This is a genomic window from Pseudomonas sp. PDM24 (assembly GCF_019218905.1).
In the GTDB taxonomy this organism is placed as follows: domain Bacteria; phylum Pseudomonadota; class Gammaproteobacteria; order Pseudomonadales; family Pseudomonadaceae; genus Aquipseudomonas.
Genome location: NZ_JAHUWR010000004.1, coordinates 207,871 through 228,520, shown reverse-complemented (window position 1 = coordinate 228,520; position 20,650 = coordinate 207,871). Strand labels below are relative to the sequence as shown.

The following is a 20,650-nucleotide window of genomic DNA, read 5'->3' as shown; positions in this document are numbered from 1 at the left end:
CCAGTCACCCCTGTCAAGCGCCCGGCCCTACGACTTTGGGCCAAGAGCCACGGAACACAAGGGATAGACTGTTCACAATCGACAGAAAAAATGTCTACAACTTTTTCTTACGGCGCCGCCTGCAACATCGCCGGATCGGTCAGCGGCAGAAGCCAGCGCGCCTGCCCCGGTTGCAACCCACCGCGGCGCGAACGATCCACCACCCAGCCACGAGCCTCGATTTGCTTGCCTTTGAGCTTTTCAAGCGATGCGACATCGAATTGCTCCAGCAGATTGGGTGCAACCCGCAATACAACCGAATCCTGCAACTCGATCCAAACCCCGCCGCGATTGCGCTGAACCTTGCTCACACGACCACTGAGCATGGCGAAACCGGACGCGCTGATCTGCTCCGCTTTCAATACAGGTGATTGTCGCCACAGCCCGAGACCGGCCCGACGAGCACTGCGTTCGGCCGCTTGCTGGCAGGCAACCAAATCGACGTTCGGTGCCACCGCCACCTGAAAACCGAGGCCCTCGGCGAGCATCTGCGCTTCGAGGTTGGCCCCATCGACACTGTAGACATGAGCCAGGGTGCGGCCGTAATGGTCCCTGCTTTCTTTACCCGGCAACAAACCGACTCGCCCATCGCTGGCAGCCACCAGCGCTTCAAGGCGTTTGCGCGCGGCCACGGCAAACGGTTCGTCGGAGCGACCCTGTTTGCCCAGCTCCGGCGTATTCAAACCGATCATGCGCACACTGCGGCCATCGCTCAGACGCAAGGTGTCGCCATCCACCACCCGTTGCACCGCGACCGGCGTCAGCCCGCTCGGCGCCGGGCAGAAGGCCTGAGCACTGGAAAGCCAAATCGCGGACACAAAAAAGGCGCCCGCGAGGGACGCCTTTTTCATCAGCAAGGAAAAGCCCACGGGGCTTTCGACCTTACTCTGCAGCAGCAGGAGCTTTCTTGCCGAAAGCGCCGAAACGGTCTGCGAAGCGCTGTACACGACCGCCAGTATCCAGAGTCTTCTGCTTACCGGTGTAGAACGGGTGGCACTCGTTGCATACGTCGATCGCCAGAGGCTTGGCCAGGTTCGAACGAGTTTCGAACTTGTTGCCACAGCTGCAGGTAACTGCGGTGATTTCGTATGTTGGATGGATATCGGCTTTCATGATGTATTCCTCAGGCTAGCGTGCCGCCACTCAACACCATTGTTGAATACCGCACGTAATTAGGCCGCGGATTCTACCAGACAATGCCATTCACGCAAGCTGTCGCTTAAACCAGTCGTCTGCTAGGCTCCCGACCTCAAGAGCAATCCCTGTGGGAGCGGGCTCGCTCGCGAAGAGTCCGTAACATTCAACATCTCAGGTGGCTGTTGCACCGCTTTCGCGAGCAAGCCCGCTCCCACAGGTCGCGCCCTGCTTTCTTTTTTGCCCGCTTATCGAGATCCCCCCGCGTGCCCAACGCCATTCTGCGCCTCGCCCTGCCTTCGCCTCTGCGCCGCCTGTTCGATTATCGTGCCCCGGCCGGTATCTTGCGTGCCCAGTTGCACCCCGGCATGCGCTTGCGGGTGCCGTTCGGTCGGCGGGAGATGATCGGGATTCTGGTGGAGGTCACCGACACCAGCGAAGTGCCGGCAGACAAACTCAAGCCGGCCCTGGCGCTGCTCGACGCCACGCCGCCGCTGCCGCCCGCACTGTTCAAACTGTGCCTATGGACCTCTCAGTATTACCAGCACAGCCTCGGCGACACGTTGAGCTGGGCACTACCGGTACTGTTGCGACAAGGCGAACTGGCCGAAGCACGCCAGGAACGCTTCTGGTCCGCCGCGCCCGGCGCCAGCCTTGATGACCCGCGCATCGCCCGCGCCCCCCGCCAGCGTGAAGCCCTGGCAACCCTGGCCCAGCATCCCCATGGCGTCGCCCATCAGTTACTGAGCAAACTGATGCTGAGCAAGGACAGCCTCGATCTGTTGCTGGCCAAGGATCTGGTGCAAGTCGAAATCCGCAAGCACGCCCCCGGCGCCCGCCACGAACACTGGCTGGCACAACCGGAATTGCCGCTCAACCCCGAGCAGCGCGCCGCTTATGAAGCGATTCGCGCCGGGTTCGACAGCTATCACGCGTTCCTGCTGGCCGGCGTTACCGGCAGCGGCAAGACCGAAGTCTATTTGCAGCTGATCCGCGAAACCCTCGAGGCCGGCAAGCAAGCCCTGGTGCTGATCCCGGAGATCAACCTCGGCCCGCAAACCCTGGCGCGCTTCGAGCAGCGCTTCAATGCGCGCATCGCGCTGATCCACTCCGCAGTCAATGACCGCGAACGCCTGGAAGCCTGGTTGGCGGCACGGGATGGCGAGGCCGACATTATTATCGGTACCCGTTCGGCACTGTTCACGCCGATGAAAAACCCTGGCCTGATCATCATCGATGAAGAGCACGACGGCTCTTATAAACAGCAGGAAGGCCTGCGCTACCACGCCCGCGACCTGGCACTGGTCCGCGCCCGGCAGGAAAACATCCCGATTGTCCTCGGATCCGCCACACCTTCGCTGGAAAGCCTGCAAAACGCCTACACCGGACGTTACGGCCTCCTACGCCTGAATGAGCGGGCCGGTGGCGCCAAGCAACCGCGTTTCCTGCGCCTGGACGTGAAAAGTCGTCCGCTGGACAGCGGCATTTCCGGGCCAATGCAGCAAGCCATCGGTCAGACCCTGGCCGCCGGCCAGCAGGTGCTGGTGTTCCTCAACCGCCGAGGGTTCGCCCCGACGCTGCTCTGCCACGACTGCGGCTGGATGTCTGAATGCCAGCGCTGCGACGCGCGAATGACCGTGCACCAGCGCTCCGGCGAACTGCGTTGCCACCATTGTGGCTACGTCGAACGAGTGCCCCGGCATTGCCCGAAGTGCGGCAAGGTCGATTTGCGGCCTGTGGGCGCCGGTACCGAGCGCGCCGAAGAACGCCTGGGGATTCTGTTTCCGGACGTCCCGGTGCTGCGGGTCGACCGCGACAGCACTTCACGCAAAGACGCGATGAATCAACTGTTCGCCACCATTCAAAAAGGCCAGCCGTGCATTCTGGTCGGCACACAGATGCTTGCCAAAGGGCACCACTTTCCACGGGTGACCCTGGTGTCGATTCTGGATGCCGACGGCGGGCTGTTCTCCGGCGATTTCCGCGCCAGCGAACGCATGGCGCAGTTGATCGTCCAAGTCGCCGGGCGCGCGGGGCGGGCCGAAGAACCGGGAAAAGTGATTATCCAGACGCACCTGGCGGACCATCCGCTGCTGGTGCAACTGACCGAACAGGGCTATTTCGCCTTTGCCGAACAGGCGTTGAGCGAACGCCGCTCCGCCGGTCTGCCGCCGTTTGCGCATCTCGCGTTGCTGCGGGCCGAAGCGCATAAACCGGGGCAGGCCGAAGGCTTCCTCGATGAAGCGTGCAGCGAGGCCGAGCGTTTGCTGGCCGAGCAGAATCTGACCGGTATCGAGTTGCTGGGGCCAGTGCCGGCGCCAATGGAGCGCCGAGCCGGAAGATATCGTGCACAGTTGTTGCTGCAAGCCACGGCCCGGGCGCCGCTGCATCGATTGCTGAGCAGTTGGTTGCTGGTTTTGGAGCAGATGCCGAGTGGCCGGGCGGTGCGCTGGTCTTTGGATGTCGATCCGGTCGATTTGTATTGATTGGAAGATGGCCTTCGCGGGCAAGCCTCGCTCCTACAGGGCAGTGCGCCGATCAAAAGATTGTAGGAGCGAGGCTTGCCCGCGAAGGCGGCCGATTTGTCACCACATATCCATAACCTGCCCGCTATAGTTGGCAAGCCCGTCTTCGCAACGGATAATGCCCAGTTTTTCCACCAGCGCATCGAAGCGCCGCCGCGCTAGCGGTCGAAAGAGAAGACCATGAAAGACACCATTCGCCAGCTGATCCAACAAGCCATCACCCAACTCGTCAACGAAGGTGTGTTGCCTGAAGGCCTGTCGCCGGCGATCCAGGTGGAAAACTCTCGCGACAAGAAAAACGGCGACTTCGCCAGCAACATCGCCATGATGCTGGCCAAGCCTGCGGGCATGAAGCCCCGTGACCTGGCCGAGAAAATCATCGCCGCGCTGCCGGCTGACGAGAACGTCTCCAAAGCCGAAATCGCCGGCCCTGGCTTCCTGAACTTCTTCCAGAACACTCAAGCCCTGGCGACCCGCCTGGACGCGGCACTGGCCGACGACCACATCGGCGTGCGCAAAGCCGGCCCGGTGCAGCGCACCGTGGTCGACCTGTCGGCCCCGAACCTGGCCAAAGAAATGCACGTCGGCCACTTGCGTTCGACCATCATCGGCGACGGCGTGGCCCGGGTTCTGGAGTTCCTCGGCGACGAAGTGATCCGCCAGAACCACGTTGGCGACTGGGGCACCCAGTTCGGCATGCTGATGGCTTACCTGCAGGAAAACCCGATCACCAGTGATGAGCTGTCGGACCTGGAAAACTTCTACCGCGCCGCCAAGCAACGCTTCGACGAATCCGAAGAATTCGCCGATCGCGCCCGCGGCCTGGTGGTCAAGCTGCAAGCCGGCGACCCGGACTGCCTGGCGCTGTGGACCAAGTTCAAAGACATCTCGCTGTCGCACTGCCAGAAAATCTACGAACTGCTGAACGTCAAACTGACCATGGCCGACGTAATGGGCGAAAGCGCCTACAACGACGACCTGATCAACGTGGTCAACGACCTCAAGGCCGCCGGCATGCTGGTCGAGAGCAACGGCGCGCAGTGCGTGTTCCTCGATGAGTTCAAGAACGCCGACGGCGACCCGCTGCCGGTGATCATCGTCAAGGCTGACGGCGGCTACCTCTACGCCACCACCGACCTGGCCGCCGTGCGCTACCGTAGCGGCAAGCTCAAGGCCGATCGCGCGCTGTACTTCGTCGACCAGCGCCAGGCCCTGCACTTCCAGCAAGTGTTCCAGGTCGCGCGCCTGGCCGGCTTCGTGACGCACCCGATGGAAATGGAACACATGGGCTTCGGCACCATGAACGGCGCCGACGGCCGTCCGTTCAAGACCCGCGATGGCGGCACCGTGAAACTGATCGACCTGCTGACCGAAGCCCAGGAACGCGCCTACACCCTGGTGAAGGAGAAGAACCCGGAGCTTGCCGAAGACGAGTTGCGCAACATCGCCAAGGTCGTGGGCATTGGCGCCGTGAAATACGCCGACCTGTCCAAGCACCGCACCAGCGATTACAGCTTCAACTTCGACCTGATGCTGAACTTCGAAGGCAACACCGCGCCATACCTGCTGTACGCCTACACCCGGGTGGCCGGCGTGTTCCGCAAACTCGGCAAGGATTTCAGCGAAGTCGAAGGTAAAATCAGTCTCGAAGCAACCCACGAACATGAGCTGGCCGCGAAACTGGCGCAGTTCGGCGAAATACTGAACAACGTGTCCGACAAAGGCACGCCGCACATCCTCTGCACCTACCTGTACGATGTCGCCGGCCTGTTCTCCAGCTTCTACGAGAACTGCCCGATCCTCGGCGCCGACACCCCGGCGCAAATGCAGAGCCGCCTGCGCCTCGCCGCGCTGACCGGCCGCACTCTCAAGCAAGGCCTGGAACTCTTGGGTCTGGAAACTCTGGAGCGTATGTAAGTTGGCTGCCAAGAAAAAACCTGCACCCAAGCGTGGCGCCAGCCGTTACCAAGCTCCTGCAAAGCAACCGATCCCGGGCTGGCTGTGGATGGCCATCGGCCTGACGGTCGGTGCGTTCATTGTGTTCCTGATGAAGCTGGAACCGGGCAAGGGCAGCGATACCGTCAAGCGCGAGAAGATCGAGCAGCAGAAAGCCACCAAGATCGCCGAGGCCAACAAGACTCCGCCGAGCCCGACGCAACCGGTGAAGCCGAAGTACGACTTCTACACTTTGCTGCCGGAATCGGAAGTCATCGTACCCCCGGACGCGGTGCCGGAGAAAACCCTGCCGACGCCACAAGTACCGGCCATTCCGACCACGCCGGTGACGCCAGAACAAGCGGCGAAGATCGACACGGCCCGGGCTCAAGCGGCATTGGCCGGCATCACCCCGCCGCCAGCGCCGCCCGTGGCGAAAGCTGCGCCGGTGACCAAGTTCTTCCTGCAGGCCGGTTCGTTCCGCAAGGAAGCCGATGCCGACAAGGTGCGGGCGCAGATCATTCTGCTGGGTCAGGCCGTGGCGGTTGAATCCGGCACGGTGAAGGACGAGACCTGGTATCGGGTGCTGGTTGGCCCGTTCAGTAACCGCGAACAGCTGACAACCGCTCAGAAGCAACTGGCCGGCAGCGGCTTCAGCAACCTGTTGTTACAACAACGCCAAAGCCGCTGATCTCCGCGGGGACACCGTGTCATCGTTCTTCGCGGGCAAGCCTCGCTCCTACAGAATCACGTAAATCTCTGTAGGAGCGAGGCTTGCCCGCGAAGGCGCCCGAACAGACAACACCCCCATCCCCGCCCTACACCGCTCGTCCCCTCTCCCTTCCTACAGTTGAAAAACGCTCCACCACCCCCATATGAGTTGACATAAGGCATTTTCGCCCCGCTGCGTGGAGACTCTCCCTTGACCACCATCGTTTCAGTTCGCCGCCACGGCAAAGTCGTCATGGGCGGCGACGGCCAGGTTTCGCTCGGCAATACCGTGATGAAAGGCAACGCGAAGAAAGTTCGCCGCCTTTACCACGGCCAGGTTATCGCCGGTTTTGCCGGGGCTACCGCTGACGCCTTCACCCTCTTCGAGCGTTTCGAAGGCCAGCTCGAGAAACATCAGGGCCACCTGGTTCGCGCCGCCGTCGAACTCGCCAAAGAATGGCGCACCGACCGCTCCCTGAGCCGCCTCGAAGCGATGCTCGCGGTCGCCAACAAAGATGCCTCCCTGATCATCACCGGCAACGGTGACGTGGTTGAGCCCGAAGAAGGCCTGATCGCCATGGGTTCCGGCGGCGGTTACGCCCAGGCTGCCGCGAGTGCCCTGTTGAAGAAAACCGATTTGTCGGCGCGGGAAATCGTCGAAACAGCGCTCGGCATCGCCGGCGACATCTGCGTATTCACCAACCACACCTTCACCATCGAGGAGCAGGATCTCGCTGAGTAAGCCTGTTTTGGCCTAGCGCCACGGCTCACTTCTGCTTGAGGACCGCCAATTACTATGCCCATGACCCCCCGTGAAATCGTCCACGAACTCAATCGCCATATCATCGGCCAGGACGATGCCAAACGCGCCGTCGCCATCGCCTTGCGTAACCGTTGGCGCCGGATGCAGCTGCCCGAAGAGCTGCGCGTCGAAGTCACCCCCAAGAACATCCTGATGATCGGCCCCACCGGTGTCGGTAAAACCGAGATTGCCCGTCGCCTGGCCAAGCTCGCCAACGCGCCGTTCATCAAAGTCGAAGCGACCAAGTTCACCGAAGTGGGCTACGTTGGCCGTGACGTCGAATCGATCATTCGTGATCTGGCCGACGCTGCGATCAAGCTGTTGCGCGAACAGGAAATGACCAAGGTTCGCCACCGCGCCGAAGACGCCGCCGAAGAACGCATCCTCGACGCCCTGCTGCCACCGGCACGCATGGGCTTCAGCAACGAGGACTCCGCACCGTCCCAGGATTCCAACACCCGTCAGCTGTTCCGCAAACGCCTGCGTGAAGGTCAGCTGGATGACAAGGAGATCGAAATCGAAGTGGCCGAAGTGTCCGGCGTCGATATCTCCGCGCCACCGGGCATGGAAGAAATGACCAACCAGTTGCAGAGCCTGTTCGCCAACATGGGCAAGGGCAAGCGCAAAAACCGCAAGCTCAAGGTCAAGGAAGCGCTGAAACTGGTACGCGACGAAGAAGCCGGTCGCCTCGTCAACGAAGAAGAATTGAAGGCCAAGGCCCTGGAAGCCGTCGAGCAGCACGGCATCGTGTTCATCGACGAAATCGACAAGGTCGCCAAGCGCGGTAATTCCGGGGGCGTCGACGTGTCCCGTGAGGGCGTACAGCGCGACTTGCTGCCGCTGATTGAAGGCTGCACCGTCAACACCAAACTGGGCATGGTCAAGACTGACCACATCCTGTTCATCGCTTCCGGCGCGTTCCACCTGAGCAAGCCGAGCGATCTGGTGCCGGAGCTGCAAGGTCGCCTGCCAATTCGGGTCGAACTCAAGGCCCTGAGCCCGGAAGATTTCGAGCGCATCCTCAGCGAACCGCATGCATCGCTCACCGAGCAATATTGTGCACTGCTGAAAACCGAAGGCCTGCTCATCGAATTCCTCCCGGACGGCATCAAGCGTCTCGCCGAGATCGCCTGGCAGGTCAACGAGAAAACCGAAAACATCGGCGCCCGTCGCCTGCATACCCTGCTCGAGCGCCTGCTCGAAGAGGTGTCGTTCAGCGCCGGTGATCTGGCCAGCACCCACGAGGACAAGCCGATCCTGATCGATGCCGATTACGTCAACAGCCACTTGGGCGAATTGGCGCAGAACGAAGACCTGTCCCGTTATATCCTGTAAGCCATACTTACAGCGGTAGCGGACCCTGTGGGAGCGGGCTTGCTCGCGAAGAGGCCGTAACATTCAACATCTGTGTTGACTGTTACACCGCTTTCGCGAGCAAGCCCGCTCCCACATTTGAACTGTGGTGTTTTGCAGATCAGGTTCCACCAGGTCTCCCACACAGACGGACTGCCAGCCATGACCCAACTCCCCACCGACATCAAACTCCACAAAGCCTCGAAAACCCTGTCGCTCAAATACGCGTCCGGCGAGGAATATCACCTGCCCGCCGAGTTTCTTCGCGTGCACTCTCCTTCCGCCGAAGTCCAGGGCCACGGCAAACCTATCCTGCAATTTGGCAAGATCGGCGTCGGCCTGAGCAAGGTCGAACCGGCCGGTCAGTACGCACTGAAATTGACCTTCGACGACGGCCACGACAGCGGCCTGTTCACTTGGGAGTATCTGTACCAGCTGGCAGTGCGCCAAGAAGATCTTTGGAACGATTATCTTGCGGAACTCAAAGCGGCTGGAAAGACCCGTGATCCGAATGAGTCGGTCGTCAAGCTGATGCTCTAATACAGGCCTCTGGCTGTTTAGAGGGCATTTTCTAATTCCATCTGTTTGAATGCTCCGCTGCGGTGTCAACGATTGGCCCGCTTGCGAAAAAAATTAAACTCGGGTAACCAATGGAGCTGGCAAGTTCCGTGCATTTGTAGCTATTCGCAATTAACGGTCACCCGAGCAGTAGTACCTGGCGTTTGCTGTGTGACTACACAGCTGAGCTCAGGTACTCGTCTCAGGACAATGGAGCGTCGTAGATGAGTAACAAGCTTAACGATGACTTGAAATTTCAGGCTTCGGAAAATACCTTGGGGCTGAATCCTGTTGTTGGACTACGTAGAAAGGATCTCTTGGGCTCTGCCCGCATGGTGCTGAGCCAGGCCATCAGGCAACCCATCCACAGTGCCAGGCATGTCGCTCATTTCGGCATCGAACTGAAGAACGTACTGTTTGGAAAATCCGAGCTTCAACCGCAAAGTGATGACCGTCGCTTCCTTGACCCGGCGTGGAGTCAGAACCCGCTCTACAAACGTTATTTGCAAACTTATCTGGCGTGGCGCAAGGAGCTTCACGCGTGGATCGATGACAGCAATCTTTCGCCCAAGGACGTCGCTCGCGGGCATTTCGTGATTAACCTCATGACCGAAGCCATGGCCCCGACCAACACGGCGGCCAATCCGGCGGCGGTCAAACGCTTCTTCGAAACCGGTGGCAAGAGCCTGCTCGACGGTCTCTCCCATCTGGCCAAGGATCTGGTGCACAACGGCGGTATGCCGAGCCAGGTCAACATGGGCGCGTTCGAAGTCGGCAAGAGCCTGGGCGTGACCGAAGGCGCAGTGGTGTTTCGCAACGATGTGCTGGAGTTGATCCAGTACCGACCGATCACCGAGCAGGTGCATGAACGCCCGCTGCTGGTGGTGCCGCCACAGATCAACAAGTTTTATGTTTTCGACCTGAGCCCGGACAAGAGTCTGGCGCGCTTCTGTCTGCGCAACAATGTGCAGACGTTCATCGTCAGCTGGCGTAACCCGACCAAGGAGCAGCGCGAGTGGGGTCTGTCGACCTACATCGAAGCGCTCAAGGAAGCGGTCGACGTGGTCACCGCAATCACCGGCAGCAAAGACGTGAACATGCTTGGCGCCTGCTCCGGCGGCATCACCTGTACCGCCCTGCTGGGTCACTACGCAGCGATCGGCGAGAAGAAGGTCAACGCCCTCACCCTGTTGGTCAGCGTGCTGGACACCACCCTGGACAGCGATGTGGCCCTGTTCGTCGACGAGCAGACCCTCGAAGCCGCCAAGCGCCATTCCTACCAGGCCGGCGTGCTGGAAGGTCGCGACATGGCGAAAGTTTTCGCCTGGATGCGCCCCAACGACCTGATCTGGAACTACTGGGTCAACAACTATCTGCTGGGTAATGAGCCGCCGGTTTTCGACATCCTGTTCTGGAACAACGACACCACCCGGTTGCCGGCAGCGTTCCATGGCGACCTGATCGAGATGTTCAAAAACAACCCACTGATCCGCCCCGATGCACTGGAAGTGTGCGGCACAGCGATCGACCTCAAGCAGGTGACCGCCGACATCTTTTCCCTGGCCGGCACCAACGATCACATCACTCCGTGGAAGTCCTGCTACAAATCCGCGCAGCTGTTCGGTGGCAAGGTCGAGTTCGTGCTGTCCAGCAGCGGGCATATCCAGAGCATTCTGAACCCTCCGGGCAATCCGAAAGCGCGCTATATGACCAGCACCGACATGCCGGTCAAGGCCGAAGAATGGATGGAAAACTCCACCAAGCACACCGACTCCTGGTGGTTGCATTGGCAGGCGTGGCAGGCCGAGCGTTCGGGCAAGCTGAAAAAATCCCCCGCCAACCTTGGCAACAAGGCCTATCCAGCGGGTGAGGCTTCGCCGGGTACCTACGTGCATGAACGTTGAGCTTCAAATAACTCGCAGTCCGCGGCACTGGGAGGTGCCGCGATCTCTATCGATTACTCTCGAGGCCAGCCTCGAACATTCTGCGACGGCCCGGGACGGCTCGATCAGCGTTTAAAACCTACAGGGCTTCGTGCATGCCGCAACCGTTCGTCTTTCGTACCGTCAACCTGGATGGCCAAACCCTCCGCACTGCGGTACGCCCCGGCAAGCCTCACTTGACGCCCTTGCTGATTTTCAACGGCATCGGCGCCAACCTGGAGCTGATATTCCCGTTCGTCCAGGCTCTGGATCCGGACCTGGAAGTCATTGCCTTCGACGTGCCCGGTGTCGGCGGCTCATCGACTCCCAATCGACCCTATCGCTTCTCGGGCCTGGCAAAACTCACGGCGCGAATGCTCGACTATCTCGATTACGGGCAAGTCAACGTGATTGGCGTTTCGTGGGGCGGCGCTCTGGCGCAGCAGTTCGCCCATGACTATCCCGAGCGCTGCAAGAAGCTGGTGCTGGCGGCCACGGCGGCGGGCACCGTGATGGTTCCGGGCAAGCCTAAAGTGCTGATGATGATGGCCAGCCCGCGACGCTATATCCAGCCCTCCCATGTGATCCGCATTGCACCGATGATCTACGGCGGCTCGTTCCGTCGCGATCCGACCCTGGCAGCCAGTCACGCCGCCAGGGTTCGTTCGGCAGGCAAGCTCGGTTACTACTGGCAACTGTTCGCCGGCCTCGGCTGGACCAGCATTCACTGGCTGCACAAAATCCATCAACCGACCCTGGTACTGGCCGGCGACGACGACCCACTGATCCCGCTGATCAACATGCGCATGCTGGCTTGGCGAATTCCCAACGCCCAACTGCACATCATCGACGACGGCCATCTGTTCTTGATTACCCGCGCCGAAGCGGTGGCACCGATCATCATGAAGTTTCTCGAGGAAGAACGTCAGCGCGCAGTAATGCATCCGCATCCGGCGCCATCGGGCGGTTAACCGACCCCGGCTTTCATTTATGAAAAGGAGTCGGCAGGAGGCCGTGCCGCGCAACAACCCGCAACAACGTCTATGGTGTTTTGTTCGGGTGTGTTTGTTTTTGGCCTGATGACGAAGGAGTGTTAACTCATGCGCGACAAACCAGCGAAGGGCTCTTTGCCCACTCCCGCTGCATTCATCAATGCTCAGAGTGCGGTTACCGGTCTGCGCGGCCGGGACCTGCTTTCGACCTTGCGCAGCCTGGCCACCCACGGCCTGCGCAACCCGGTGTATACGGCCCGGCATGCCTTGAAGCTGGGCGGCCAGTTGGGCCGCGTGTTGTTGGGTGAAACCCTGCATCCGACCAACCCGCAAGACAGTCGCTTTGCCGACCCGACGTGGAGCCTCAATCCCTTTTATCGCCGCAGCCTGCAGGCCTATCTGAGCTGGCAGAAAGAAGTCAAAAGCTGGATCGACGAAAGCAACATGAGCCCGGACGATCGTGCCCGCGCCCACTTTGCCTTTGCCTTGATCAATGACGCCGTGGCGCCGTCCAACACCCTGCTCAATCCGCTGGCGATCAAAGAGTTTTTCAACTCCGGCGGCAATAGTCTGGTGCGGGGTATCGGCCATCTGGTCGACGATGTCCTGCACAACAACGGCCTGCCAAGACAAGTCACCAAACAAGCATTCGAGGTGGGCAAAACGGTCGCCACCACTACCGGCTCGGTGGTGTTTCGCAATGAGCTGCTGGAGCTGATCCAGTACAAGCCGATGAGCGAAAAGCAGTATTCCAAGCCATTGCTGATCGTGCCGCCACAGATCAACAAGTACTACATTTTCGATTTGAGCCCCAACAACAGCTTCGTTCAGTTCGCCCTTAAAAACGGTTTGCAGACCTTCGTTATCAGCTGGCGCAATCCCGATGTGCGTCATCGCGAATGGGGATTGTCGTCTTACGTCGAAGCCGCTGAAGAAGCGATGAATGTGTGCCGGGCAATCACCGGCGCGCGCGAGGTCAACTTGATGGGGGCCTGTGCCGGTGGGCTGACCATTGCCGCATTGCAAGGGCATTTGCAGGCCAAGCGACAGCTACGACGAGTATCCAGCGCGACCTACCTGGTCAGCATGCTCGACAGTCAGATAGACAGCCCGGCTACCCTCTTCGCCGACGAACAAACGCTGGAAGCGGCCAAGCGCCGCTCGTATCAGAAGGGCGTTCTGGAAGGTAGTGACATGGCCAGGGTGTTTGCCTGGATGCGTCCCAACGACTTGATCTGGAATTACTTCGTCAATAACTACCTGATGGGCAAGGAGCCGCCGGCGTTCGACATCCTCTACTGGAACAATGACAACACGCGTCTGCCGGCAGCATTTCATGGTGATCTGCTGGACTTCTTCAAGCACAACCCGCTGAGTCATCCTGGCGGGCTGGAAGTGTGCGGCACGCCGATCGACCTGCAGAAAGTCACCGTCGACAGCTTCAGCGTGGCAGGCATGAATGATCACATCACCCCGTGGGATGCGGTGTATCGCTCGACATTACTGCTGGGGGGCGAGCGGCGCTTCGTGCTGTCCAACAGCGGTCATGTACAGAGCATTCTCAACCCGCCGAACAATCCGAAAGCCAACTACGTCGAGAATCCGAAACTGAGCAGCGACCCGCGGGCCTGGTATTACGACGCCAAACGCGTCGACGGTAGTTGGTGGACGCAATGGCTGGACTGGATTCAGGAACGCTCCGGCGCACAACACGAAACCCGGATGGCCCTCGGTAACCAGAACTATCCACCGATGGAGGCGGCACCCGGTACTTACGTGCGCGTGCGCTGACGTTTAACGAACCACGGCCACCAATGGCCGTGGCATGACTCGACCATTAAGAAGACTGGATGAAAACCCGCGACCGGATTCTCGAATGTGCCCTGCAGTTGTTCAATCAGAAGGGCGAACCGAATGTGTCCACCATGGAAGTGGCCAACGAAATGGGCATCAGCCCGGGTAACCTCTACTACCATTTCCACGGCAAGGAACCGCTGATCCTCGGGCTGTTCGAGCGCTTCCAGGCCGAGTTGACGCCCTTGCTCGACCCACCGTCCGATGTGGAATTGGCGCCTGAAGATTACTGGCTGTTCCTGCACCTGATCATCGAACGCCTGGCCCATTACCGGTTTCTGTTCCAGGACCTGTCGAACCTTGCCGGCCGCCTGCCGAAACTGGCCAAGGGGATACGCAACCTGCTCAATGCGTTGAAGCGCACACTGGCTTCATTGCTGGCGCAATTGAAAGCTCAAGGTCAGTTGGTCAGTGACACCCAGGCGCTGGGGCAACTGGTGGAACAAATCACCATGACGTTGCTGTTCTCACTGGACTATCAGCGAATTCTCGACCGTGAAGGTGAAGTGCGACTGGTGGTGTATCAGATCATGATGCTGGTGGCGCCGCACTTGCTGCCGCCTGTCAAGGTTGCGACCGAGCGGTTGGCATTGCAGTACCTCGAAGAGCACGACTAACCCTGTGGGAGCGGGCTTGCTCGCGAAAGCTACTCATCATTCAACATTGATGTCGATTGACCCACCGCTTTCGCGAGCAAGCCCGCTCCCACATTGGATGTGTGGTGCTTTCTGGAATCCATGCACAAACAAAAACGCCCGACCTTCGCAGGCCGGGCGTTTTTTTAGTCCTGAAATCAGGACTGACTGGTTGGCGTCGATGGAGCCGGCGCAGCAGTCGGGGTTACAGCAGGTGTCGGAGCAGTGGCGGAGTTCGCCGTGCTGACCGGGGTTACCGGTGGCTTGGCGGCAGCCACTACTGGTTTCGGTGCAGCCGCTTTCGGGGCGGCCGGTTTTTTCACTGCAGGCTTCTTGGCTGCCGGCTTTTTCGCAGCGGCGGGTTTGGCTGCTGCGGTTTTAGCTGCAGGTTTGGCCGCCGGTTTAGCGGCTGGTTTTGCGGCCGCTTTGGCTGCAGGTTTCGCCGCGGCAGTTTTGGTTGCCGGTTTGGCGGCAGCCTTGGCCAATGGTTTGGCTACGCTTTTGGCCGCTGGTTTGGCCGCCGCGGTTTTCGCCGCAACAGGCGCAACCTTGGCACCGGTGAGTTTTTCGATTTGCTTGGTCAGGGTATCGACCTTGCTGTGCAGTGCCTTGACCTCATTGCGGCTCGGTACACCCAGGCGCGAAATGGCGCTGTTCAGACGCTTGTCGAAAGCCCCTTCCAGCTCATCCCATTTGCCCAGTGCACGATCTTTCACGCCGCTGATGCGCGACTTGGCCGACGAAGCGGAGTCCTTGGCGGCATCGACTTTCTTGCCGACAGCGCTCTTGGTGAGCTTCTCGGCTTTCTCGCCGTCCTTAACCAATGTATCGAAGAGCTTGCTGCCGTCAGTGTCGATCTTCGAGTACACGCCTAAACCAGCCAGCCAGATCTTGCGGGAGTAGTCTTCGACCTTCCCGATCCACGAGCTGCCTTCTTTTTCAGTATTCTTTTTACCAGCCATCCCGTTCTCCTTAAGATTTACGCGCGACACGTTCGAGCAATGCCGTCAGCTCATCGAGCTTAGCAGAGAGTGTCTCAACGTCATGTTTAGACGGAATGCCGATACGATTCAAGGCACTTGCGATACGTGTATCGAAAGCCCTTTCGACTTTGTCGAGTTGAAGTTCGACTTTGCCTTTGAAAGTGCTCACTTCACTCTTGGCTTCATCGATCTCGGCATTGGCCGCTTCAAGTTTTTCAGTGACTACTTTTTTGCCTTTCTTTTCAACAGCTTGACCAGCCTTGATCAGCTCTTGAACGTACTCGCTACCCTCTTGGCCGACCTTGGTGTAAGCACCCAGGCCAGCGAGCCAGATCTTGCGGGCATACGATTTGACGTCGCCCAGAGCGTTAGTTTCAACGTCGACTTTTTTCTTCAAAATAACTTTGGCCATGGTGCACCTCACGCGCAGAAGGGTCGAGGAACTGCCCGCAGAGAGTCGGGCTCAGGCACAAAGTAGTGAGAATAATTAGAAACGGCACCCTAACAAGTGACATAAACAAGTAGGTACGCCGCCGAACCTGTGGGAGCGGGCTTGCTCGCGAATGCGGTGTGTCATTCAGCATTGATGTCGACTGACACACCGCATTCGCGAGCAAGCCCGCTCCCACATTAATCGTATTTCACACAACGACCGGATTATGCCAACGCTTTATCGAGCGCCCTTTCGATTTCCGATTTGATCGTGCCGCTCATGGCAGACATCAACAGGCCCAGTTCGACATCGACCTTGATCGAGTCCTCGCCCACATACACCGCCCCTTTTACGCCCGAGCGTCTGAGGTTCAGAGTGTCGCCAGACCACTGCGGCTCCAGGCCATATTGTTCGGACAGTTTCTGCGCCAACTTGTCGGCCTTCTCGCGGGCCGCTTCCTTACCCAGGCCGTGGGCACGCTCAACACTAATACGGGCCATCGAATGACTCCTGCTTTATCGTGACTTGCTCAAGACATCTTGACCCTGCATGCGTCAAAACGTCCCGGTAGTTGCCTATCTTACCTTCAGCCTTGCCAAGACAAAGCAGGCCACCAGGATTAGAATGTCCCGCATTCTCTTTTGGTGACAGCGATATGACTGATCAGCGCAAAGGCAGCGATGCCGAACCCACCACTCACTTCGGCTTCAAAAACGTTCCGGAAAGCCAGAAAGCGGAAAAAGTCGCTGAGGTTTTCCACTCGGTAGCCGCCAAGTACGACCTGATGAACGACCTCCTGTCGGGCGGCATGCACCGCCTGTGGAAGCGCTTCGCAATCGAACTGTCGGGCGTGCGCACCGGTAACCGCGTGCTGGACATCGCCGGCGGCACCGGCGACCTGACCAAAAAGTTTTCGCACCTCGTTGGCCCGACGGGCCAGGTCGTTCTGGCCGACATCAACGAATCCATGCTCAAGGTCGGTCGTGACCGCCTGCTGGATCTGGGTGTGTCCGGCAACGTCGAATTCGTCCAGGCCGACGCTGAAAAGCTGCCGTTCCCGGACAACCATTTCGATTGCGTGACCATCGCTTTCGGCCTGCGCAACGTTACCCATAAAGAAGACGCCCTGCGCTCGATGCTGCGCGTACTGAAACCGGGCGGCCGTTTGCTGGTGCTGGAATTCTCCAAACCGACCAACGCACTGATGTCCAAAGCCTACGACGCCTACTCGTTCGCCTTCATGCCGCTGATGGGCAAGCTGATCACCAACGACTCGGAAAGCTATCGCTACCTGGCCGAATCGATCCGCATGCACCCGAATCAGGAAACCCTGAAGTCGATGATGGTCGAGGCCGGTTTCGACCGCGTGACGTACCACAACATGACCGCAGGCATCGTCGCCCTGCACCGCGGCATCAAGCCCTGATGCTGCTGGCCGGCCTGCTTGCCAGCGTTGAGCTCGGCCTGAACCGGGTGCTGCGTCTCGACAGCACGGCGCTGCCGCGGCTGGCGCATTTGAGTGGTAGGGTGATTGCCGTCGACTGCCGCAGCCCGGCGCTGCAACTGTTCATCCTGCCCAGCGATGAAGGCCTGATGCTCGCCTCTCAGTGGGAAACCGGTGCCGACTGTACCTTGCGCGCACCGGCCTCAAGCCTGCTGAAACTGGCGACGAGCAAGGACAAGACTTCGGTTCTGCATGCGCCAGAAGTCGAACTCGACGGCGACAGCGGCGTGCTGCTGGAACTGGCGGCGATCCTTCAGGACCTCGAACTGGACTGGGAGTACGAACTCTCGCGCTGGCTGGGACCTGTGGCCACGCAACTGGTCGGCGGTCACCTGCGCAGTCGCGCACGCTGGTATCAACAAGGGTTCGCCAGCCTGAATCAGAACCTGGGTGAATACCTGGCCGAAGAATCGCGCGCCCTCGTCGGTCAGCGCGAAGCTGACGCCCGTTTTAATGAACTGGACCAGATCAAGCTCGATCTGGAACGTCTCGAGGCGCGTTTCGAGCGCCTTTTCCGATCCCTCGACCCAAGCGATAACGCATGAAGCTGCTTGCCGTCCGCCGTTTGTTGCGCATCCAGCGCGTTGTGATTCGCTACCGCCTCGATGACTTGCTGTTCGCCCTGCCACTGCCCTGGTTTTTGCTGGCGCTGCGCTATGCCTTGCCGTGGCGCTGGTTTCCGCGCAAGACGCTGGACCTGAGCCGTGGCGCGCGACTGCGCCTGGCGCTGCAGGACCTGGGGCCGATTTTCATCAAGTTCGGCCAAATCCTGTCCACACGCCGCGACCTGTTGCCCGAAGACATCGCCGATGAACTGATGAAGCTGCAGGACCGCGTGCCGCCGTTCGACTCGCAAGTGTCGATCCGGCTGATCGAAGAGCAGCTCGGCAAAAAAATCAGTGAAGTCTTCAGCCGTTTCGACGTCGAACCGCTGGCCTCGGCTTCGGTGGCGCAAGTGCATGCCGCGCAGCTGAAAACCGGCGAAGAAGTCGTCGTCAAGGTGATCCGCCCGGGTCTGAAACCGATCATTGCCCAAGACCTCGCGTGGCTGTTCATCCTCGCCCGCGCCGCGGAAAAACTCTCGGCCGACGCTCGCTTGCTGCACCCGGTAGACGTGGTCAGCGACTACGAAAAAACCATCTACGACGAACTCGACCTGCTGCGCGAGGCGGCTAACGCCAGCCAGCTGAAGCGCAATTTCGAGGGCTCGCCGCTGCTGTATGTGCCGCAAGTCTATTGGGACTGGTGCCGGCCGAAAGTGCTGGTGATGGAGCGCATCTACGGGATTCAGGTCACCGACCTCGCGACCCTGGCCGACCAGCGCACCGACATGAAAATGCTCGCCGAGCGGGGCGTGGAGATTTTCTTCACCCAAGTGTTCCGCGACAGCTTCTTTCACGCCGACATGCACCCCGGCAACATCTTCGTCAGCACCGTGCAACCGTGGAGCCCGCAGTACATTGCGATCGACTGCGGCATCGTCGGCAGCCTGACCCCGGAAGACCAGGACTATCTGGCGCGCAACCTGTTCGCGTTCTTCAAACGTGATTACCGGCGTGTCGCGCAGTTGCACATCGATTCGGGCTGGGTGCCGGCGGAAACCAAACTCAACGAATTCGAAGCAGCGATCCGTACCGTGTGCGAGCCGATCTTCGAAAAACCGTTAAAAGATATTTCCTTCGGTCAGGTGCTGATGCGCCTGTTCCAGACCGCTCGACGTTTCAACATGGAAGTGCAGCCGCAGTTGGTATTGTTGCAAAAAACCCTGTTGAACATCGAAGGTCTGGGCCGTCAGCTGTACCCGGACCTCGATCTGTGGAACACCGCCCAGCCGTTCCTCGAACGCTGGATGCGCGAGCGCGTCAGCCCCAAAGCCTTGTTAGGCAACGTGCAGAGCCAGTTCGAGCAGATCCCGCACCTGGCCAACATGGCCCGCGACCTGCTCGAGCGCATGTCCCAGCCCCACGCCAACGACCCGCCTCCCCCTTGGCACAAACGCAAGGATGACTGGTTCCTGCGGTTGCTCGGCACCGCTCACCTGGCGGGTGGCACGATACTCGCCGCCGGTGGCCCGTTGAACGAACTGGGGCACTGGCCCGCCGGAATCATGGTGGCGGTCGGCTTGTATCTGGTCGTTCGCCGATAGCCAGTTGGATGATCGGCTGGCACACTGTTTGAACGCTGAATTTGAACATTGGCCTCAACTATTGAAGTAGAGCCCGCGTCGGAGTCGAAGATGAAAAACTGGCTGGACGAGATCAAGTGGGACGCCGACGGCCTGGTGCCGGCGATTGCCCAGGATCACAAGACCGGACGCGTCCTGATGATGGCCTGGATGAACCGCGAAGCACTGGAATTGACCGCCGCCGAGAACCGTGCCATTTACTGGTCACGTTCCCGTGGCAAGCTGTGGCGCAAGGGCGAAGAGTCCGGCCACGTGCAAACCCTGCATGAGATGCGCCTGGACTGTGACGCTGACGTGATCATCCTGATGGTTGAGCAGATCGGCGACATCGCCTGCCATACAGGCCGTCAGAGCTGCTTCTATCGCGTCTTCGAAAACGGCGACTGGAAAACCGTCGACCCGGTGCTGAAAGACCCGCACGCTATCTATTCCGCAGGACACAAACATGAGTGACACTTTGACCCGTCTGGCTCAAGTACTGGAAGAGCGCAAAGGCGCCGCCGCCGACAGCTCGTATGTCGCCAGCCTGTACCACAAGGGTTTGAACAAGATTCTGGAAAAAGTCGGCGAAGAGTCGGTCGAAACCATCATTGCCGCCAAGGATGCCGCCATCAGCGGTGACTGCAGCGATGTGATCTACGAGACCGCCGATTTGTGGTTCCACAGCATGGTCATGCTCGCCCAGTTGGGGCAGCATCCACAGGCTGTGCTTGATGAACTGGACCGTCGCTTCGGTCTGTCCGGACACGTCGAGAAAGCCTCTCGCCCGTCCGCCTGAACAACTATTAGAGAGGAACGCAGCATGGGCATTTTTGACTGGAAACACTGGATCGTCATCCTGGTTGTCGTGGTGCTGGTGTTCGGCACCAAGAAGCTGAAAAACCTCGGCACTGACGTGGGCGAGTCGATCAAGGGCTTTCGTAAAGCCATGAACGACGACGAGAAAGCGGCCGACCCGACAGCGACCCCGGCCCAACCGGTTCCGCCAGCTCAACCACAGACCACACAGTCCGTGAACCCGACGCACACCATCGACGTGCAGGCGCAAAAAGTCGAAGAGCCGATCCGCAAAGACTCGTGAGCAC

The 20,650-nt window shown here is 59.7% G+C and carries 21 protein-coding genes; 16 read left to right on the top strand and 5 right to left on the bottom strand.

All coding sequences use genetic code 11. The features are described 5' to 3' along the window. Positions 1-107: 107 nt before the first annotated feature. Both KW837_RS15655 and rpmE read right to left on the bottom strand, forming a co-directional pair. Positions 108-896 carry a thermonuclease family protein gene (locus KW837_RS15655; protein WP_218397397.1) on the bottom strand — a complete coding sequence of 263 codons (789 nt, stop codon included), beginning with the start codon at positions 894-896 and terminating at the stop codon, positions 108-110. A gap of 25 nt (positions 897-921) precedes the next feature. Then, on the bottom strand, positions 922-1,152 hold the full coding sequence (gene rpmE / locus KW837_RS15650) for a 50S ribosomal protein L31 (protein ID WP_007899231.1): 231 nt from the start codon (positions 1,150-1,152) through the stop codon (positions 922-924). A 287-nt stretch (positions 1,153-1,439) separates the two neighbouring features. Between rpmE and KW837_RS15645 the strand changes: the two genes are divergently transcribed. The 10 genes from KW837_RS15645 (at position 1,440) to KW837_RS15600 (ending at position 14,442) form a co-directional block, all read left to right on the top strand. Beyond that, a complete protein-coding gene (locus KW837_RS15645; protein ID WP_123499956.1) occupies positions 1,440-3,659 on the top strand; it encodes a primosomal protein N' in 2,220 nt (739 codons plus the stop codon). Between the two features lie 219 nt (positions 3,660-3,878). After that, positions 3,879-5,615 (top strand): arginine--tRNA ligase, encoded by a 1,737-nt coding sequence (argS, locus tag KW837_RS15640; RefSeq protein WP_218397030.1) that lies wholly within the window; start codon positions 3,879-3,881, stop codon positions 5,613-5,615. A 1-nt stretch (position 5,616) separates the two neighbouring features. Then, complete coding sequence (locus tag KW837_RS15635; protein ID WP_008009226.1) at positions 5,617-6,324, top strand: SPOR domain-containing protein; 708 nt, start codon at positions 5,617-5,619, stop codon at positions 6,322-6,324. 231 nt (positions 6,325-6,555) lie between these two features. Then, positions 6,556-7,086, top strand: coding sequence for an ATP-dependent protease subunit HslV (gene hslV, locus KW837_RS15630; protein WP_007899242.1), 531 nt, complete (start codon positions 6,556-6,558; stop codon positions 7,084-7,086). A gap of 54 nt (positions 7,087-7,140) precedes the next feature. After that, the gene (hslU, locus tag KW837_RS15625) at positions 7,141-8,481 is read left to right on the top strand and encodes an ATP-dependent protease ATPase subunit HslU (protein WP_123499960.1); all 1,341 of its coding nucleotides are present in this window, start codon (positions 7,141-7,143) and stop codon (positions 8,479-8,481) included. A gap of 180 nt (positions 8,482-8,661) precedes the next feature. Then, complete coding sequence (locus KW837_RS15620) at positions 8,662-9,039, top strand: gamma-butyrobetaine hydroxylase-like domain-containing protein (protein ID WP_008009230.1); 378 nt, start codon at positions 8,662-8,664, stop codon at positions 9,037-9,039. 242 nt (positions 9,040-9,281) lie between these two features. Continuing rightward, on the top strand, positions 9,282-10,961 hold the full coding sequence (gene phaC, locus KW837_RS15615) for a class II poly(R)-hydroxyalkanoic acid synthase (RefSeq protein WP_218397027.1): 1,680 nt from the start codon (positions 9,282-9,284) through the stop codon (positions 10,959-10,961). 134 nt (positions 10,962-11,095) lie between these two features. Further along, a complete protein-coding gene (gene phaZ, locus KW837_RS15610; protein ID WP_008067658.1) occupies positions 11,096-11,950 on the top strand; it encodes a poly(3-hydroxyalkanoate) depolymerase in 855 nt (284 codons plus the stop codon). A gap of 129 nt (positions 11,951-12,079) precedes the next feature. Further along, the gene (phaC, locus tag KW837_RS15605; RefSeq protein WP_218397024.1) at positions 12,080-13,762 is read left to right on the top strand and encodes a class II poly(R)-hydroxyalkanoic acid synthase; all 1,683 of its coding nucleotides are present in this window, start codon (positions 12,080-12,082) and stop codon (positions 13,760-13,762) included. Positions 13,763-13,821: 59 nt separating this feature from the next. Continuing rightward, complete coding sequence (locus tag KW837_RS15600; RefSeq protein WP_218397020.1) at positions 13,822-14,442, top strand: TetR/AcrR family transcriptional regulator; 621 nt, start codon at positions 13,822-13,824, stop codon at positions 14,440-14,442. A 176-nt stretch (positions 14,443-14,618) separates the two neighbouring features. On the opposite strand, the gene KW837_RS15595 is transcribed toward KW837_RS15600, so the two are convergent. The 3 genes from KW837_RS15595 to KW837_RS15585 form a co-directional block, all read right to left on the bottom strand. Then, a complete protein-coding gene (locus KW837_RS15595) occupies positions 14,619-15,422 on the bottom strand; it encodes a phasin family protein (protein ID WP_218397016.1) in 804 nt (267 codons plus the stop codon). A gap of 10 nt (positions 15,423-15,432) precedes the next feature. After that, a complete protein-coding gene (locus tag KW837_RS15590; protein ID WP_007899266.1) occupies positions 15,433-15,855 on the bottom strand; it encodes a phasin family protein in 423 nt (140 codons plus the stop codon). 245 nt (positions 15,856-16,100) lie between these two features. Next, positions 16,101-16,376 carry a polyhydroxyalkanoic acid system family protein gene (locus KW837_RS15585; protein WP_007899268.1) on the bottom strand — a complete coding sequence of 92 codons (276 nt, stop codon included), beginning with the start codon at positions 16,374-16,376 and terminating at the stop codon, positions 16,101-16,103. Between the two features lie 155 nt (positions 16,377-16,531). Here KW837_RS15585 and ubiE point away from each other — a divergent pair, with 155 nt between their 5' ends. From ubiE to KW837_RS15555, 6 genes are all read left to right on the top strand, one after another. Further along, positions 16,532-17,302 (top strand): bifunctional demethylmenaquinone methyltransferase/2-methoxy-6-polyprenyl-1,4-benzoquinol methylase UbiE, encoded by a 771-nt coding sequence (gene ubiE / locus KW837_RS15580; RefSeq protein WP_123499969.1) that lies wholly within the window; start codon positions 16,532-16,534, stop codon positions 17,300-17,302. Further along, the gene (locus tag KW837_RS15575; RefSeq protein ID WP_218397013.1) at positions 17,302-17,925 is read left to right on the top strand and encodes an SCP2 domain-containing protein; all 624 of its coding nucleotides are present in this window, start codon (positions 17,302-17,304) and stop codon (positions 17,923-17,925) included. Before ubiE ends, KW837_RS15575 begins: the two co-directional genes overlap by 1 nt. Next, the gene (ubiB, locus tag KW837_RS15570) at positions 17,922-19,526 is read left to right on the top strand and encodes a ubiquinone biosynthesis regulatory protein kinase UbiB (RefSeq protein WP_123358798.1); all 1,605 of its coding nucleotides are present in this window, start codon (positions 17,922-17,924) and stop codon (positions 19,524-19,526) included. Before KW837_RS15575 ends, ubiB begins: the two co-directional genes overlap by 4 nt. A 90-nt stretch (positions 19,527-19,616) precedes the next feature. Next, positions 19,617-20,018 carry a phosphoribosyl-AMP cyclohydrolase gene (hisI, locus tag KW837_RS15565; RefSeq protein WP_007909357.1) on the top strand — a complete coding sequence of 134 codons (402 nt, stop codon included), beginning with the start codon at positions 19,617-19,619 and terminating at the stop codon, positions 20,016-20,018. Next, positions 20,011-20,343: a phosphoribosyl-ATP diphosphatase gene (locus KW837_RS15560; RefSeq protein ID WP_003220849.1), complete on the top strand. Its 333-nt coding sequence runs from the start codon at positions 20,011-20,013 to the stop codon at positions 20,341-20,343. Before hisI ends, KW837_RS15560 begins: the two co-directional genes overlap by 8 nt. Positions 20,344-20,367: 24 nt before the next feature. After that, positions 20,368-20,646, top strand: coding sequence for a twin-arginine translocase TatA/TatE family subunit (locus KW837_RS15555; protein ID WP_218397011.1), 279 nt, complete (start codon positions 20,368-20,370; stop codon positions 20,644-20,646). The last annotated feature ends 4 nt before the right edge of the window (positions 20,647-20,650 follow it).